The organism is Tenacibaculum crassostreae (genome assembly GCF_964512405.1).
Classification (GTDB): domain Bacteria; phylum Bacteroidota; class Bacteroidia; order Flavobacteriales; family Flavobacteriaceae; genus Polaribacter; species Polaribacter crassostreae.
Map to the genome: position 1 here is coordinate 199,616 of NZ_CAZELE010000007.1, position 16,129 is coordinate 215,744.

At 33.1% G+C, this 16,129-nt stretch carries 13 protein-coding genes; 7 read left to right on the plus strand and 6 right to left on the minus strand.

Annotation, left to right across the window (positions count from 1 at the left end; translation table 11 throughout):
• Positions 1-4: 4 nt before the first annotated feature.
• Both ACKTST_RS11160 and ACKTST_RS11165 read right to left on the minus strand, forming a co-directional pair.
• Positions 5-3,145 carry a TAT-variant-translocated molybdopterin oxidoreductase gene (locus ACKTST_RS11160; protein ID WP_408047827.1) on the minus strand — a complete coding sequence of 1,047 codons (3,141 nt, stop codon included), beginning with the start codon at positions 3,143-3,145 and terminating at the stop codon, positions 5-7.
• Positions 3,146-3,177: 32 nt separating this feature from the next.
• Positions 3,178-4,470 (minus strand): c-type cytochrome, encoded by a 1,293-nt coding sequence (locus ACKTST_RS11165; protein ID WP_408047828.1) that lies wholly within the window; start codon positions 4,468-4,470, stop codon positions 3,178-3,180.
• 214 nt (positions 4,471-4,684) lie between these two features.
• Here ACKTST_RS11165 and ACKTST_RS11170 point away from each other — a divergent pair, with 214 nt between their 5' ends.
• The gene (locus ACKTST_RS11170) at positions 4,685-5,047 is read left to right on the plus strand and encodes an SPOR domain-containing protein (protein ID WP_408047829.1); all 363 of its coding nucleotides are present in this window, start codon (positions 4,685-4,687) and stop codon (positions 5,045-5,047) included.
• Positions 5,048-5,118: 71 nt separating this feature from the next.
• On the opposite strand, the gene ACKTST_RS11175 is transcribed toward ACKTST_RS11170, so the two are convergent.
• Both ACKTST_RS11175 and ACKTST_RS11180 read right to left on the minus strand, forming a co-directional pair.
• Complete coding sequence (locus ACKTST_RS11175) at positions 5,119-7,017, minus strand: amidophosphoribosyltransferase (protein ID WP_408047830.1); 1,899 nt, start codon at positions 7,015-7,017, stop codon at positions 5,119-5,121.
• Positions 7,018-7,096: 79 nt separating this feature from the next.
• Positions 7,097-8,023 (minus strand): PfkB family carbohydrate kinase, encoded by a 927-nt coding sequence (locus tag ACKTST_RS11180; RefSeq protein ID WP_408047831.1) that lies wholly within the window; start codon positions 8,021-8,023, stop codon positions 7,097-7,099.
• Positions 8,024-8,179: 156 nt separating this feature from the next.
• Here ACKTST_RS11180 and ACKTST_RS11185 point away from each other — a divergent pair, with 156 nt between their 5' ends.
• From ACKTST_RS11185 to ACKTST_RS11210, 6 genes are all read left to right on the plus strand, one after another.
• Positions 8,180-8,605, plus strand: coding sequence for a SufE family protein (locus ACKTST_RS11185; RefSeq protein WP_408047832.1), 426 nt, complete (start codon positions 8,180-8,182; stop codon positions 8,603-8,605).
• A gap of 12 nt (positions 8,606-8,617) precedes the next feature.
• Entirely contained in the window at positions 8,618-8,938 is a 321-nt protein-coding gene (locus ACKTST_RS11190; RefSeq protein WP_132795138.1) for a DUF59 domain-containing protein, read from the plus strand.
• 9 nt (positions 8,939-8,947) lie between these two features.
• Positions 8,948-9,454 (plus strand): DUF2480 family protein, encoded by a 507-nt coding sequence (locus tag ACKTST_RS11195; protein ID WP_408047833.1) that lies wholly within the window; start codon positions 8,948-8,950, stop codon positions 9,452-9,454.
• 32 nt (positions 9,455-9,486) lie between these two features.
• Positions 9,487-10,437, plus strand: a complete 951-nt coding sequence (locus ACKTST_RS11200) for a DUF3078 domain-containing protein (protein ID WP_408047834.1) — start codon at positions 9,487-9,489, stop codon at positions 10,435-10,437.
• 78 nt (positions 10,438-10,515) lie between these two features.
• On the plus strand, positions 10,516-11,388 hold the full coding sequence (locus ACKTST_RS11205) for a DUF3078 domain-containing protein (protein WP_408047835.1): 873 nt from the start codon (positions 10,516-10,518) through the stop codon (positions 11,386-11,388).
• Between the two features lie 86 nt (positions 11,389-11,474).
• Positions 11,475-12,551 carry a CNNM domain-containing protein gene (locus ACKTST_RS11210; RefSeq protein WP_408047836.1) on the plus strand — a complete coding sequence of 359 codons (1,077 nt, stop codon included), beginning with the start codon at positions 11,475-11,477 and terminating at the stop codon, positions 12,549-12,551.
• Positions 12,552-12,627: 76 nt separating this feature from the next.
• On the opposite strand, the gene ACKTST_RS11215 is transcribed toward ACKTST_RS11210, so the two are convergent.
• Together ACKTST_RS11215 and ACKTST_RS11220 are read right to left on the minus strand one after the other, a co-directional pair.
• The gene (locus ACKTST_RS11215; protein WP_408047837.1) at positions 12,628-15,309 is read right to left on the minus strand and encodes a TonB-dependent receptor; all 2,682 of its coding nucleotides are present in this window, start codon (positions 15,307-15,309) and stop codon (positions 12,628-12,630) included.
• Positions 15,310-15,345: 36 nt separating this feature from the next.
• Positions 15,346-16,077 carry an energy transducer TonB gene (locus ACKTST_RS11220; protein ID WP_408047838.1) on the minus strand — a complete coding sequence of 244 codons (732 nt, stop codon included), beginning with the start codon at positions 16,075-16,077 and terminating at the stop codon, positions 15,346-15,348.
• Positions 16,078-16,129: the final 52 nt, after the last annotated feature.

A 16,129-nucleotide genomic window follows, 5' to 3' on the forward strand; every position in this document is an offset into this window, starting at 1 on the left:
ACTATTAAGCTTCGTTTGTATTTCTTACCTTCACTTGATACACTACGTTTGGTTTTGTACCAATATAATCTAACACGTGGAAAGCTCTTTTATCTTCTTTTAACGCTGCAACTGTATCTTCAGAGTTGTTAACATCTCCAAACACCATAGCTCCTGTAGAACAAGCAGATGAACAAGCTGTTTCAAACTCGTCTTTTCTTACTGCTCTACCTTCTTTCTTAGCTTTTAAAATAGTTGCTTGCGTCATTTGGATACACATAGAACATTTTTCCATAACTCCACGAGAACGAACTACTACGTCTGGGTTTAATACCATTTTACCGTATTCGTTGTTCATATTAAAGTCGAATTCGTTGTTTTCAGCATAGTTAAACCAGTTGAAACGACGTACTCTATAAGGACAGTTGTTTGCACAGTAACGAGTACCTACACAACGGTTATATGCCATTTGGTTTTGACCTTGACGACCGTGAGATGTTGCTGCTACCGGACATACTGTTTCACATGGTGCGTGGTTACAGTGTTGACACATCATAGGCTGGAAAGCAACCTGTGGGTTTTCAGCTGGATTTTCTAAAGCATCAAATAAATCTCCTTTACTTAACTCTAATACTTTTTCAGTATAACGTCTTTCAACCTCTTGATTCGCTAAGTTTGGATTTTGAGCTTTGAACTCTTCTAATGTCATGGCTGCTTCGTGTTGCTTATCTTCAACAGTTGAAGAATAGTAACGATCGATACGTAACCAAGCCATATCTCTACCAACTCTCATTTCATCTTTACCAACAACTGGAACGTTGTTTTCTGCGTGACATGCGATAACACATGCCCCACATCCTGTACAAGATGTTAAATCGATAGATAAGTTAAAGTGGTGTCCTAAACTTCTATCATGCTCATCCCATAAGTCGATTTTACTTCCTTCAACTTCCTGGTGATCATAAGAAACCATAAATGGCTTATTCCATGTATGCTTAGGATCTAAATTTTTATCATTTACTTCTTTTAATGAAGCTTCTCTTAAAATATCGTGACGACCAGCTAAAGTACTTTGTACTTGCATACAAGCAAACTTGTGCCATCCTGAAGCTTTCTCGATAGAAACATTGTACTGAACATTGTTTCCGTTTTGATAGAAAGGATAAGCATTAATACCTACTTGCATTTCAGGCTTTAATCCTTGTGTTCTACCGTAACCTAATGCTAAACCAACAGTTCCTTTTGCTTGACCTGGTTGAATGATTACTGGAATTTTGTTAATTGTAACTCCATTAACCGTAACGTTAGCATAATTACCATCAATTGCACCGTTATCTTTTACAGGATTCTCAAAACCTAATTCTTTAGCATCAGCCATAGAAACAGTTAAGTAGTTATCCCAAGAAGCACGTGTAATAGGGTCTGGTAATTCTTGTAACCAAGGGTTATTGGCTTGTTTACCATCTCCTAATGCAGTTGATGAATATAAGTTTAATTCGAATTTTGAAGAGTTACTTGCAGTTCTTACTAATTGAACAGCTGCTGCATTTACATCAGCAGTAGATTCAAAAGTAGTAGTTTCAGCAGCAGCTTCCGATTTAAAGAATCCATCATGTAATGCTTGATTCCAAGAAGCTCCCCCTAATACATTTGTACTCCAGAATTCTTTTAACGTATCGTAATAGTTTACAGTACTTCCTGACCATTTTAACAACACATCTTGTAACTGACGTGTATTAAATAATGGTTGAATAGTAGGTTGCATTAAACTATACACACCTTTTGTAGCCATTACATCTCCCCAACTTTCTAAGTTATGAGGTGCTGGTAATGTATATTGTGTAGCATTAGCTGTAGCATCATTTTGAGTAGAGATTGCAACAGATAATTTTAAGTTTTTCATTCCTTCAGCTAAATCAGCTGCGTTAGCTAAAGAGAATAAAGGGTTTACATTATAAGTAACTAAACCTTTTACTTTACCTGCTTTAACATCTGCTACTAATTGAGCAACTTCAGTATCGTTACCTTGGCGAGTTAAGTTTACTGCATTGGTATCGATTACCTCACTATTTAACGCTTTATTGATTGCTAATGCAATTAATTGAGCATTTTTATCATTTAAACCAGTAACTACAACTCCTTTTGAACCTGCTTTTTTAAGATCTTTTGCTAATTGCTCAACCTCAGTATCAAATTTAGTTGCTTTTGAAGGAAGACTTCCTCCTGTTACCTTATTATATAAGTTGATTAAAGCGAAAACTTGCTCAGATGATTTAGCAACAATTCTTTTATCGGCACTAGCACCTGTTAAAGACATGTTACTTTCTATCTGAACATGGTAAGACATTTTACCAGTTGCTACTCTACGACCATCTGCATAAGACTTTTCGTATCCACCTTGCCAATCTCCTAAGAAATCTGCTCCGATAGACGCGATAACTCCTGCCTTGCTAAAATCGTAATTTGGCAACGCTCTTGTACCATACATAGCTTCAAAAGCATCAGCTGTAGCACTTTCAGAAATTGCATCATATACTACGTGCTTTACATTTGGGTAAGCAGTAATAAAATCAGCTATTACTTTATCAGTAGAAGGACTCGCTAAAGTTCCTGTTAATAACACTACTGGTTCGTTAGCGTTCTTTAACTCGTTTAACTTAGCAACGATTTCTTTATCTGCATCAGCCCAAGAAATTTCAGTTTCTCCTTTTCTTGGCTCTTTTAATCGTAATTTACCATCATACAATGATAAAACCGATGCTTGAGTACGTGCGTTTGTTACTCCTCCTGCCTCTTTGTTAGGCATGATTTGAATTGGACGCCCTTCACGTGTTTTAACTAATACGTTTGCGAAATCAAAACCATCAGCAATTGTAGTTGCGTACCAATCGGCAACACCTACAACTATATCATTAGGTTGCACTACATAAGGAATTGATTTTCTTACTGGACCCTCACAAGCTGCTAAAGAAGCTGCTGCAGTGGTAAATCCAACATATTTCAAGAAATCTCTACGTGATGTTGATGAAGTTTCTAAGGTTTCTTTATCACCTAAAAACTCATCTGTAGGGATATCTTGTACAAACTCATTATTACGTAGCGTTTCAACAATAGAACTTCCTTTAAGTTCCTCAACACTTTGCCAGTATTTTTTGTCTGAAGCCATTTATATATGTGTTTTTCTACTTTCTAAATTGATTAATAGTGGCACTTACCACACTCTTTTCCTCCTAATTGTGCAATTGTTACTTGCTCAACACCGTACTTTTTAGCTAATTCTTCGTGAATTTTAGCATAGTACTCATTACCTTTTAAGTCAACCTTAGTTTCCTTATGACAATCGATACACCACCCCATTGTTAATGGCGAGTGTTGATACACTTCTTCCATTTCCTCTACAGGTCCATGACATTTTTGACAAGCAACCCCACCTACAGTTACGTGTTGTGAGTGATTGAAGTATGCAAAATCTGGTAAATTATGAACTCTAACCCATTTGATTGGTTTAGTTTCACCTGTATACGCTAATTTATCAGCATCCCAACCAGCAGCTTCATAAATCTTAGCAATTTCTTTATCTAAATCTGCCTTTACTAAGGTATGGTCATCCATCACCACTTTAGTATCATCAGCAACTTCAGAAATATTTTTATGACAGTTCATACAAACATTTACAGAAGGAATACCTGATGTTTTACTATGTTTAGCTGACGAGTGACAGTATTGACAATCAATCTTATTGTCTCCTGCGTGAATTTTGTGTGAGAAAGCAATTGGTTGAATTGGTTGATAGTCAGTATCAACACCAACTTTAAACAACGTACCAAACAAGAAGTAAGCTGTTACCAACGCACCAAAAATTACTGTTAACACTTTTAAGAATGTATTTTGCTTAACACCTTCCCATAACTCAGCTAATTGCCCTGTTAATCCTGGAGTTTTTGGTGCTCCTTTTAATTCACTAATTGTTTTTAATAAACTAGCAATAATTAAAAACGCTACAATTATAGCTGCAGCTAAAATATAAATTAACCAACCTGGTGCTTGATCGCCTTTAGTTGCACCGGCAACTTCAGCTCCTGCTTCTCCTGCTTTTTTAAGCTCACCAACAGTTGAATAATAAAGAATATCATCAACATTTTGATCTGTTAACTGTGGAAAAGCAGTCATGTTAGACCCGTTGTACTCTTCAAAAATCGCAATAGCATCTTTATCTCCCGAAGCTCTTAAAGCAGCATTGTCTTTAATCCAAGCTTTTAACCACTCATTTGTTCTTCTTTCTTCAACACCACCTAACGCAGGTCCTACAAGTTTTTTATCTAACTTGTGACAAGAAGCACATAAAGACTTAAATAATTTCTTCCCTTCTTTCTGACGCGCCTCGTCAACATCTTGTGAAAACGCCGAAAAACTTACTAGGAAAACTAAAAAGAAAGCTAAACTCCTTACTAGAGTTTTGATTAATTTACTGTGATGATTCACACTTTTCATACTATAAAATATAAGTTTTGTATCTATTTTGGTACAATTTTTTCTGTAGTACTAATCTAAAATTAGCACACAGAAAGTTGCACAAAAGTACTACTTCTGTCTAAATTGTGAAATGTTAAGAGTTTCCTAATTTATAATTTATAACAATTCTAAATAACAAGCATCAACAATCTATTAGCGGACAAGTCGTTACTTTTGTAAAAAGATTCAAAAAATGAAGAAAATTAGCTTATTAATAACGATTCTATTTTTATTTGCTATCAATATTATTGATGTGAACGCACAAGAGAATCTCACTGAAAACAAAGACATCACTTCTTTAATAGAGAAAAAACGCACGTATAATAAAAATCACGGAACTGGGTTTAGGATTCAATTATATAACGGATTAGAAAGAACTGCTAAAAGTACTCGCAGTAGATTTCAAATTGAATACCCTGGTGTTTACACTAAACTAACCTATAAAGCTCCTGAATGGAAAATTCAAGTTGGTAATTACAAAACTCGACTACATGCCGACAGAGCTTTGAATAAAATTAGAGAAAAATTCTCAGGTGCTATTGTGGTACCTATGTAAAGTAAAACCTATATAAAACAAAAAAGAGTAATCGATTGATTACTCTTTTTTGTTTTATACTGTCTAGCTACTTAGTAAGCTCTTTTATCATTTCCTTCATAAAAATTAATAAAGGCTTGATTTACTACTCTATGACCTCCATCTGTAGGATAATCACCAGTAAAATACCAATCTCCTGAATTATTAGGACACGCTTTATGCAAACCACTTACAGGTTGAAAAATAACTTCTACTTCAGCTTTAATTTCTTCGGTTTTTAGCATTTGAGCTATTTTAGCAGAAACCTCTTCATCAGTAAAAGGTACATAAATTTCCTTTACGTAATTCACGACATCTTTATCTTCGCTATTTTCTTGTTGTTTACATTTTTTATATACTTCATCAACAATAGTATATTGACTGGTTTCTTTTAACAATTCTAAAGCAGCTTTAAAAGCGATAAAATCATTAATCTTAGCCATATCGATACCATAACAATCAGGATAACGAATTTGAGGCGCCGATGAAACTACTACTATTTTCTTTGGATTTAATCGATCTAAAATTTTGATGATACTTTTCTTTAAAGTAGTACCTCTTACTATACTATCATCAATAATTACCAAATTATCGGTTGGTTTTACCACTCCGTAAGTTACATCATATACGTGCGCAACCAAATCATCACGACTGCTATCATCGGTAATAAACGTACGCAGTTTTGCATCTTTAATGGCTATTTTTTCAAAACGAGGACGTTTAGAAAGAATTTCTATCACTCTTTCTTTGGACAATTTACCTTCACCTGCTAAAATAGCTTCAGTTTTTTGCTGATTTAACACATCTTCAGCAGCTTCCATCATTCCGAAAAACGAAGTTTCCGCAGTGTTTGGAATATATGAGAACACCGAATTTTCTATATCATTATTAATAGATTTCAGAACTTCAGGGAACACATATTTTCCTAGGTTTTTACGTTCTTCATAAATTGAAGCATCGCTTCCTCTAGAAAAGTAAATACGCTCAAAAGAACATGCTTTTTTAGGGCGCTGTTCTAAAATTGGCGACATGGTTGTTTCTCCGCTCTTTTTAATAATTAATGCGTGACCTCTTTCAATTTCTTTTATTGAATTAATATCAACATTAAATACCGTTTGAATAACCGGACGCTCAGACGCAACCACAACTACCTCTTCGTCTTCATAAAAGAATGCTGGACGAATAGCTGAAGGATCACGCAATACAAACGCATCACCATGACCTAATAATCCCGCCATTGCATAACCACCGTCCCAGTTTTTAGCAGAACGTTTTAAAATTCTTTGAATATCTATATGCTCTTCAATATAAGGTGAAGCGTCTTTTTTATTAAATCCTTCTTCTTTTGCTTTTAGGTATAAATCAGACACTTCAGACTCTAAAAAGTGACCGATTTTTTCCATCACAGTAACGGTGTCGGTAAATTCTTTTGGATGCTGCCCTAACTCAATCAAATCATTTAATAATTGTTTTGAATTGGTCATATTAAAATTACCTGCTACAATTAAACTTTGATGCTTCCAATTACTTTGACGCAAAAAAGGGTGTACGCTTTCTATTGAGTTTTTTCCGAAGGTACCATAACGAACATGACCTAAAAACAAGTTACCTAAATATGGCACATTTTCTTCTTGCCACTTAACATCGTCAACTTTTTCAGGATTTTCTTCAAAAACACCATTAATTCGTTTGTTGATTTTTCCAAAAATATCTTGAATTGGTTGTGATTCGTTAGATCGAATTCTGCTTATATATCTTGTTCCTGGCTCTACATTAAATTTAATACTTGCTAATCCAGCACCATCTTGACCTCTATTGTGCTGCTTTTCCATTAACAAATACATTTTATTCACACCATAAAACGCGGTACCGTATTTGTCTTTATAATATTGTAATGGTTTTTTTAAGCGAACCATTGCAATTCCGCATTCATGTTTAATAGCGTCGCTCATTTAATTTCTTTAATTTAGTTGTGTTGTGGTTTTGTGTGTTGTATAAAAAAATCCGCAGCAAAAAGCGCGGATTTATAATTTATGATAATTCTATTTCAAATTGTGTTAATTCTTTAAACGCTTGTAAACGTCTTTGCATTTCTTCGTTTGTAAGCTCTTCCATACGCTGCGTTCCAAATTTCTCTACACAGAACGACGCAAGATTAGATCCGAAGATAATAGCACTCTTCATGTTTTCAAATGAAATATCTTCTGTTTTTGCTAAATAACCACAAAAACCTCCTGCAAACGTATCACCTGCTCCTGTTGGATCGAAAACTTCAGCTAATGGTAATGCTGGTGCAAAGAACATGTTTCCTTCATTAAATAATAAAGCTCCGTGTTCTCCTTTTTTAATCACCACAAATTTTGGTCCCATTTCATGAATTTTCTTCGCAGCGTTTACTAACGAATACTCTCCACTTAACTGACGCGCTTCTTCGTCGTTAATTGTTATAACATCTACACGTTTTAAAACTTCGTGTAAATCGTTTAACGCGATATCCATCCAAAAGTTCATTGTATCTAACACTACTAATTTTGGACGCTCATTCATTTGGTCTAATACAGACGCTTGTGTTAACGGGTGTAAATTACCTAACATTACAATTGGCGCATCTTTAAATGATTCTGGGACTACTGGTTGAAAATGCTCTAGCACATTTAACTCAGTCACCAAAGTATCACGAGAATTCATATCGTTATGGTATTTTCCACTCCAAAAGAATGTTTTTCCTTCTTTTACGATTTCAATTCCATCAGTATTAATTCCTTTATCGTTCATCATATCTAAATATGACTGTGGAAAATCTCCACCAACTACAGAAACTACTCCAGTTTCAACTCCAAACTGAGAAGCTGCTAATCCTACAAAAGTCCCTGATCCTCCTAAAATTTTATCTGTTTTTCCAAAAGGCGTTTCAATAGCATCAAAAGCTACTGTTCCAACTGCTAATAATTTACTCATCTTAATTTCATTTAGCCATTATTCTTCTGATTAGAAAATTCTATTTTTAAAGAACTTACATCATCACTTCACAAATGACTTTATCTTAAATTTAATACGTATTTTTGCGCTTTCAAATAAAATCTGTCTGCGACAGTGCAAAAATAGTTTTAAAAAATGACTATCAAAGAAATACAAGAAGAAATTATTGATGAGTTTTCGATGTTTGAAGACTGGATGGAGCGTTACGAGTACATTATTGAATTAGGAAAATCGTTACCATTAATAAATGAAGCCTATAAGTTAGATGAAAATTTAATTAAAGGATGTCAATCTAAAGTATGGTTACATTCTGAATTAAATGGTGATACAATTGAATTTACTGCTGATAGCGATGCCATTTTAACGAAAGGAATTGTGGCCTTATTGTTGAGAGTATTTTCTAACCAAACACCTAAAGCAATTTTAGAAGCTGATACTGATTTTATTGATGAGATTGGTTTAAAAGAACATTTAAGCCCTACGCGTGCTAATGGATTAGTATCGATGGTGAAACAAATTAAAATGTATGCGATTGCGCAACAATCTAGATTAGTAGATTAAAGAATAGCAAAAATGACTGAAGATAAATTAGAAGAATTAGGAGATAAAATTGTTCGTGTATTAAAAACGATATACGACCCTGAAATTCCTGTTGATATTTATGAATTAGGATTGATATACGATGTATTCATTTCTGAAGAAAACGATGCCAAAATTTTAATGACGTTAACTTCACCCAACTGTCCGGTAGCAGAAACTTTACCTGTTGAAGTTGAAGAAAAGGTAAAAACCCTAAAAGAAATTAACGACTGTGAAGTTGAAATTACTTTTGATCCTACTTGGACACAAGACATGATGAGTGAAGAAGCTAAGCTAGAATTAGGAATGCTTTAATTGTAACAAATGGCAGAAGAAATCGTAAATAGAGTTACTAACAGCAGTTTAAAAACTATTGATTTAGAAGATTTTTATCCAAGTGGTAATCGTGTAATTTTCGACATCAAAGATTGGCTGTTTGAAGAATTGATTCTAAGAGAAAAAGATTTTAGAGATTCGGTAAAAAATCACGATTGGTCTCAATACCAAGATAACTATGTTGCGCTTACCTGTTCTTCTGATGCCATTATTCCTTCTTGGACTTACTTATTATTAAGCGTTGAACTAACTTCTTTTGCAAAAAAGGTTGTTGTTGGAAATTTAGAATTATTAGAAACCACCATTTATCAAGAAATAATTAACGAGTTTGATGTGTCAGAATATAAAGACAAACCAGTAATTATTAAAGGTTGTGCTAATAAACCAATTCCTTCTACTGCTTATACTTTACTAGTTGAAAAAATTAAACCTGTAGCTAAAACCATAATGTTTGGTGAAGCTTGTTCTACAGTACCTCTTTTTAAGAAGATATAATTAATTTAAATTGTAATTTTTAACTAAAAAAAATGAAAAAGCTAATTTTAATTTTATTTTTAGGATATTCTTTTACTTTCTTTTCTCAAGAAAAACCAAAAGAAGTTATTAAAACATTAGGATTAGTGAATATTCCTTTAGATAAGAATTTTGCATCAGTAGTTTTCAATAACACTATTTACCCTAACCCTTTAATTAAAAAGAACCCTCCCAAAAAGTGGTCGGTAACCGGGAAATATTCTTTTTTATTTAATCAATCTTCATTTTCTAATTGGACAGCTGGAGGAAATAATACTGTTGCAGGAAACATGACTTTAGGATACGATTTTAATTACAAAAAAGAAAAATGGAATTGGGATAATAAAGTCATTTCTGCATACGGATTGAGTTATATTGATGGCCAAGGAATAAGAAAAACTGACGATCGTTTCGAGTTTAACTCGCTTTTAGGTTTAAAATCTTCAAAACTTTGGTTCTTTTCATTTTTCAGTAATTTTAAAACTCAATACACTAGAGGTTATGATTATAAAAAAGAGCCCAAATTAGCTGTTTCAGGTTTTTTCTCGCCAGCTTATTGGAGCTTTGGACCTGGTATGTTATGGAAAAGGAATGATGATGCTAGAATTAACATCGCTCCTGCTACTGGACGTTATACTTTTGTTTCTGACGAATTTTCAGGAAAATACGGTGTTAAAGAAGGTAAAACTGTAAACTTTGGTTTAGGTTTTAATCTTTCGGCATACTATAAAAAAGAAGTAATGAAAAATATTACTATTGAAAATATTTTATCTGTTTATTCAGACTACTTAAATAAACCGCAAAACATAGATGCTGATTATCAATTAAATGTATTCGTTAAAATAAACAAATATATTTCAACTAATCTTGGTTTACATGCTATTATTGATGACGATGCATCTAATAAAATCCAATTTAGAGAAGTATTTGGAGTAGGGTTAAACTATGTTTTTCATAAAACGTGACTTTATCATACTTCTTTTGTCTAAACTAATATAAAGTGTACTTTCGCGCTCAAAAAAATCAAAATTAAAAATAGTAAAATGAAAAAATTATTAGCAATCGCTATTTTATTCGGAGCTTTAACAGCTAACGCTCAAGAAGAAAAAAAAGAAGAACCTAAAGAAGGATGGAAAAGAAGTGGTAATATTTCATTCTTATTCAATCAATCAGCTTTTAACAACTGGTTAGCCGGTGGAACAAACAACATTTCTGGAACTTTAGGGCTTAACTACGATTTTAACTACTTAAAAGGAGATTGGACTTGGGACAATAAATTAATTGCTTCTTACGGTTTAACAAAATTAAAAGGTGAAGATGTTCAAAAAACTGACGACCGTTTAGAATTAAACTCTTTAGCTGGTAAAAAAGCAAGTGGAAACTGGTATTACTCTGCGTTTTTCAATTTCAAAACTCAAATGTCTTCAACAGATGTTAACGGAGTACAACAATCACACTTTTTCTCTCCTGCTTACTTCCAATTTGGACCAGGTATGTTATGGAAGAAATCTGATAATTTAAAAGTGAATATTGCTCCAGCAACTTCAAAATTAATTGTAGTTCACGATCATTTTACAGCAAAAAAAACTGCTGAAGTAGATGCATTTAATGCTGCTGGTGGTTATTTTGGTGTTAAAGCAAATGAAACTACTCGTTACGAATTAGGTGCTGCTGTAAACGCTTATTACAAGTTTAACTTAATGGAAAATGTATCTGTAGAAAACATCTTAAACTTATACAGTAATTATTTAGAAGAAGCTCAAAATGTTGATATCGATTATACTGTAAACGTTATAATGAAAATCAACAAGTATTTATCTGCTAACTTAGCGTTACAAGCCATTTATGACGATAATGCTTTTGAAGGTTTCCAAACAAGAGAAGTATTTGGTTTAGGAATAAACTACGGTTTCTAAAAAACACTACTTTATACAAACTAAACCTCAAGAACAAGTTCTTGAGGTTTTCTTTTTTATGTATTTTAGCCTAAAAAATATATCAGATGACTTTATTAATTATATACGCAACTTTATCAATCTTCTTTTCTTTTTTATGCTCCATTCTCGAAGCTGTTTTACTAAGTGTTACCCCAACATTTGTAAACGTGAAGAAAAAAGAAGGAAAAGCGTATGCTACAGAATTAGAAACACTAAAAAAAGATGTTGACAAACCGTTAATTGCAATTTTAACTGTAAACACTATTGCACATACTGTTGGAGCAATTTTAGTGGGAGCTCAAGCCAAAAAAATATTTAATGATGAAGGTAATGGTGTATTCATCGTTTCAGCAATAATGACAATTTTAATTTTAGTTGCTTCTGAAATTATTCCTAAAACCATTGGTGCTACTTATTGGAAATCACTTGCTGGTTTTACCACAAGAGCTTTAAACATCTTAATCTTTGTATGTAAATACACCGGAATTATTTGGATTTTGCAATTATTTACTAAAATGTTTGGAAAAGGAGCGCACGGTGAAAGCGTGTTAAGCAGAGAAGATTTTACAGCCATGACTGATATTGCTGAACAAGAGGGAGTATTTCAAGAAAATGAAGGAAAAGTAATTAGAAATATGCTAAACTTTAAAGAAGTACAAGCAAAACATATTATGACTCCTAGAACCGTGCTTAAAACTGCAGATGAAAACCAAACAATCGAATCTTTTTTTAATGAAAACAGACCTTTACGCTTTTCAAGAATCCCTGTTTACGCAGAAAATTCTGATAATATTACAGGGTATTTCTTAAAAGACCAACTACTTCTTTCGTTGGTTGATAATAAAGGAAACGAACCTTTAAAGTCCATTAAAAGAGAAATTATTATTGCTAGCAGAGAGCTTTCAATTCCTAATTTATTTGAAAAGCTAATAGAGCAACGAGAACACTTAGCTTTAGTTGTTGATGAATACGGAGCAGTAAGCGGTTTAGTAAGTCAAGAAGATGTAATAGAAACCTTATTAGGTTTTGAAATTATGGATGAGAGTGACAATGTAGCTAACCTACAAAGTTTGGCAAGAAAAAGTTGGGAACAACGTGCTAAACGTTTAGGAATTATTAATGATTCTGAAGAAAATCAATAACACAACATAACTAAAAACAAAAGAGGAGTGAAATTAATTTCACTCCTCTTTTTATATGAAATAAAAAACGAACTTCTTATTCATTAATTGTCCAAGAAATATAATATACAGAACCAATTAAACCAGAACCAGGAGCAACTACGTACTCTTTTCCAGTTAAGTTTGTACCTCCAATTTTAATTTTAGATTTTAATGATGGAATTCTATAATTCATTTGAGCATCTAAAACAGTTCTAGCATCAACTTGACCATCTAAGAAACTAGATTGCCATAAAAATTCATTTTGCCATCTTGCATTAATATTAAACCCAAAATTTTCAAATAAATTAGGATTACCAAACATAACTTTAAGTTGATGCTCTGGTATGTTAAATCCAGGTTGGAATGAAGGGTCACTAGCTTGATCAAAAACTAATTTACTATAGGTGTAGTTCGCTCCGAAATTAAAAGTCTTAAATACTTTTGTACTTAAACCAACACCAAAACCATACGAATCAATATCTGCTGTCGTGTTTGTGTTTAAAGTAACTTCTAAAAAATCTCCATTTGCAAACGCTGAAATTGCTTCTGCGTCAGGAACTCCGTTTGAAACTTCACCATAATTAGGCACTAAAACATCTTTAAATGCTACAAAATTTTCATATTGGTTATAGTATCCACTCAAATCTAATTCAAGAATGTTAGTACTTCCTATATTAATAATACTTCTGTATCCTAATTCATATGATTTAACATTTTCCGCTTTAACAGGCTTTACACCTGACTTTCTTAATATATCTTCACCTGTTATTACTGAAGTTGCAGGTGCACCAGTACCAGAATTAGTAACTACAGTATTAAATCTAGTTAAGTTTTCTTCTGAAGTTCCTAAAATAAAACGATTAGGTCCTGATCTTAATCCGAAATACTGTTCAGGAATACTAGGGTTTCTAAATCCTGTTTGATAAGACGCACGAATAATCTTGTTTTTACTTCCTCCAACATCATAGGTTAATGCGATCCTTGGCGAATAGTTTCCTTCAAAATTCTTTGCTTTATCATAACGTATAGATGCTGTTAATTTTGCTCTTTCATCTAAGAAACTTTTCTGAATTTGAGAATAAGCCCCGTACATATCGAAGTTTATGGGACTGTCTTTATCTGTAAATAATGTTCCTTGAGAGTTAATATTGAATTTACGATATGAACCCCCTACTTGGATTTCAGCCCAAGAAATTAAATCTCTAAAATTATAATTTGCATCAGCATGATAATACCCTGTTTTATCTTTAATCCCTGCTCCTCCTTCATTTATTGGTGTTGCAATAATTTCGTTTAAAGCATTTTTAAACTCTGCTGTACCTGGTTGTAATCTATTTCTATCAGCAAAATCACGAGCGCTTTTATCATTTCCTGGTGTTACACCTGGTACTCCTCCTGAATAAGCAGCAATATATTCGCCAAACCAATTTCTATTAGGATTATACTTTTCGTTTAAAGCAACACCAGCAAACCTAAGGTCATGAGTTCTATCTCCAGTATTATTACCTGTGTAATATCCTCTAACGAAAAAGTTTTTACCTACTACTTCTAACTTATGCTGTTCTAAGAAATATCCTTCTTGAGAAAACCTATTTGTTCCTTGATAAGAGTTATTTCCTTGAGAAAAACGAGAACTATAAATCAACTCTAACTTATCGTTACCCATAGGTCTATAATGCAATGAACCATCAAACTTTACATTGTGTCCGTCGTAATCATACAATTCATTTTCAGCATAACCTGTTCTACTTACTCTTCCTATACCTAGTATATCAATCACTACTTCATCACCGTAGAAATTTACTCCGTCATAATCAGGATGAGAATCTCTATTACCTTCTTTTTTAACACCTCCCACACCTGTTGTGTTGGCATCATCATTAGCGTGCCATTCTTCTGCTTTAAAAGTTGTAAAATTAACTTTAGCTGCAAAATAATCACTGAACTTATACGCCATTCTTACACCTACATCATAAAACCAATTAGTACCTGCTGCTTCTTGAGTCATTTGACCTGTTTTAAAATAGGTACTTATACCACTATGATCAAATGGGTTTTTACTCCTCATTAAAAGTATACCGTTAAAAGCGTTAGCACCGTATAATGCAGAAGAAGCACCTGGTAATATTTCTACACTTTTTACATCTAAGTCTGACAATCCTAAAATATTACCTGCTGAGAAGTTTAAGGCTGGTATTGAAGTTTCAACACCGTCAACCAATTGAACAAAACGAGTATTATCGAACGTAGCAAAACCTCTTGAGTTAATGGCTTTATAACCGTAGTTAGACTCACGTGATTCTATCCCTTTTAAATTAGCTAAACCATCGTAAAACGACACCGATGTATTTCGCTTAATATCAGTAATACCTATTCTTTCAATAGTTACTGGTGATTCAATAATACGCTCAGGAGATCTAGATGCTGAAATTACAACTTCATCTAAAGCTGTATTTTCTTTTAAAATTACATTAATCTCTTGATTTGCTGATGTAATTTCTATTACCTCTGTTTTATAACCGAAAGCAGATACTTGGATAGAAAATGGAAAACCTGATTTTACAGTAAAAGTAAAATTACCATCATTATCAGATGTTGTTTGCCCATTTACAGAGTTAATCAATGCGCTAGGAAAAGGCTCTAGATACTCATCGTATACCTTTCCTGTAACAGTAGTTTGCCCATAAAAAGCAATACTACTCAAAACAAAAATTGCAACTAGTAGTTTTTTAAACATAATGTTTATTTTAAGTTAATTGATATGTATTGGGGTTTACTCGTCTAAAGAAAACATAATTGGGAATCCGTACTTAACAGATGCCTCGTCTCCTGATTTCTTTGCAGGGATAAACTGTGGTAATTGTGATACAACACGTACAGCTTCATTATTTAGAAGCTCACCATTTTTAGGCCCAAGTGTTTTAATGTTTTTTACTTGACCGTTTGTATCAATAATAAATCGAACCCAAACTTCTCCTTGAATCGATTCTTTTACTGCTTGACTTGGGTATCGGAAATGTTTTTGGATGTGTTTAATCATTTCAACATTAAAGCAATCTAATCTTTCGCCTTTTTTTGCTTTTTTACATCCAGTAAATAGTGGGATAACATCAACAGTACTAAACTTCTCTGCTTTACGAACTTCTTCTGCAGAAAGTTTACTTGTTAAATGCTCAATGTTGGTTTTTAAAGTTAATGATTCAGCAATTTCTGTGTTATCGTCAACTTTTTCAATAGAAGTAGTTCCTGTGCTAGATAAGTCTGTAGCACTAGAAACAGCTTTTCTTTTTACCAACTCTCTCTTTTTTAAGTATCTTTTATTAGCCGATACTTTAACAGAAATTTGTCGAGTTGTTTTGTCTTTTTTGTCTTTTTGTTCAATAGTACATTTAGTAATACTATTAAGATCTAAATTGTCTTCAGGGGTTTCACAAACTTCACGTTGTGACATAACATTAGTCGCATACATACCAACTAACATTAAAAGCAACATCAATTTTCTCATACTTAGGGCCTTTAAAAATCTCCCTATCAAACGATTAACGCTTGAATATTTT

Coding starts and splice junctions, on each gene's coding strand:
- ACKTST_RS11160 (WP_408047827.1), bottom strand. CDS start 3,145: ATGGCTTCAGACAAAAAATACTGGCAAAGTGTTGAGGAACTTAAAGGA.
- ACKTST_RS11165 (WP_408047828.1), bottom strand. CDS start 4,470: ATGAAAAGTGTGAATCATCACAGTAAATTAATCAAAACTCTAGTAAGG.
- ACKTST_RS11170 (WP_408047829.1), top strand. CDS start 4,685: ATGAAGAAAATTAGCTTATTAATAACGATTCTATTTTTATTTGCTATC.
- ACKTST_RS11175 (WP_408047830.1), bottom strand. CDS start 7,017: ATGAGCGACGCTATTAAACATGAATGCGGAATTGCAATGGTTCGCTTA.
- ACKTST_RS11180 (WP_408047831.1), bottom strand. CDS start 8,023: ATGAGTAAATTATTAGCAGTTGGAACAGTAGCTTTTGATGCTATTGAA.
- ACKTST_RS11185 (WP_408047832.1), top strand. CDS start 8,180: ATGACTATCAAAGAAATACAAGAAGAAATTATTGATGAGTTTTCGATG.
- ACKTST_RS11190 (WP_132795138.1), top strand. CDS start 8,618: ATGACTGAAGATAAATTAGAAGAATTAGGAGATAAAATTGTTCGTGTA.
- ACKTST_RS11195 (WP_408047833.1), top strand. CDS start 8,948: ATGGCAGAAGAAATCGTAAATAGAGTTACTAACAGCAGTTTAAAAACT.
- ACKTST_RS11200 (WP_408047834.1), top strand. CDS start 9,487: ATGAAAAAGCTAATTTTAATTTTATTTTTAGGATATTCTTTTACTTTC.
- ACKTST_RS11205 (WP_408047835.1), top strand. CDS start 10,516: ATGAAAAAATTATTAGCAATCGCTATTTTATTCGGAGCTTTAACAGCT.
- ACKTST_RS11210 (WP_408047836.1), top strand. CDS start 11,475: ATGACTTTATTAATTATATACGCAACTTTATCAATCTTCTTTTCTTTT.
- ACKTST_RS11215 (WP_408047837.1), bottom strand. CDS start 15,309: ATGTTTAAAAAACTACTAGTTGCAATTTTTGTTTTGAGTAGTATTGCT.
- ACKTST_RS11220 (WP_408047838.1), bottom strand. CDS start 16,077: ATGAGAAAATTGATGTTGCTTTTAATGTTAGTTGGTATGTATGCGACT.